This is a genomic window from Neptunitalea chrysea (assembly GCF_027924145.1).
GTDB lineage: Bacteria > Bacteroidota > Bacteroidia > Flavobacteriales > Flavobacteriaceae > Neptunitalea > Neptunitalea chrysea.
Genome location: NZ_BRVP01000076.1, coordinates 1 through 489, shown reverse-complemented (window position 1 = coordinate 489; position 489 = coordinate 1). Strand labels below are relative to the sequence as shown.

1 protein-coding gene is annotated in these 489 nt (G+C 40.1%); it reads left to right on the top strand.

Going from position 1 to position 489, the window contains the following annotated elements; translation table 11 throughout:
- Positions 1 to 489 (top strand): hypothetical protein (locus NBRC110019_RS16770; protein ID WP_281756616.1); only part of this gene is annotated, 489 nt, incomplete at both ends.

Below are 489 nucleotides of genomic sequence, written 5' to 3'. Positions count from 1 at the left end.
AATGTAACCGCTACAGGTACTATGCAAGTAGGGCCTTTTGCCGATGCTTCATCTGTAAACCTTACCTTAGAACATGGTACAGATGCTACTTGTGATGTTGATATGGGTACCTATACCTATACCTGTCCGTTTATATGTAGCCCAGCTGCATATGCAACAGCTATAGTTAGTGAAGATTGTACAAACTCACAATTCTATGTAGATGTTGATATTACAGATCTTGGTAACGGAACACCTGCTATAACAGATGGTACAAATACTTGGACAGTTACCGCAACAGGTACTATGCAAGTAGGACCGTTTGCTGATGCTTCATCTGTAAACCTTACTTTAGAACATGGTACAGATGCTACTTGTGATGTTGATATGGGTACCTATACCTATACCTGTCCGTTTATATGTAGCCCAGCTGCATATGCAACAGCTGTGGTTAGTGAAGACTGTACAAACTCACAATTCTATGTAGATGTTGATATTACAGATCTTGGT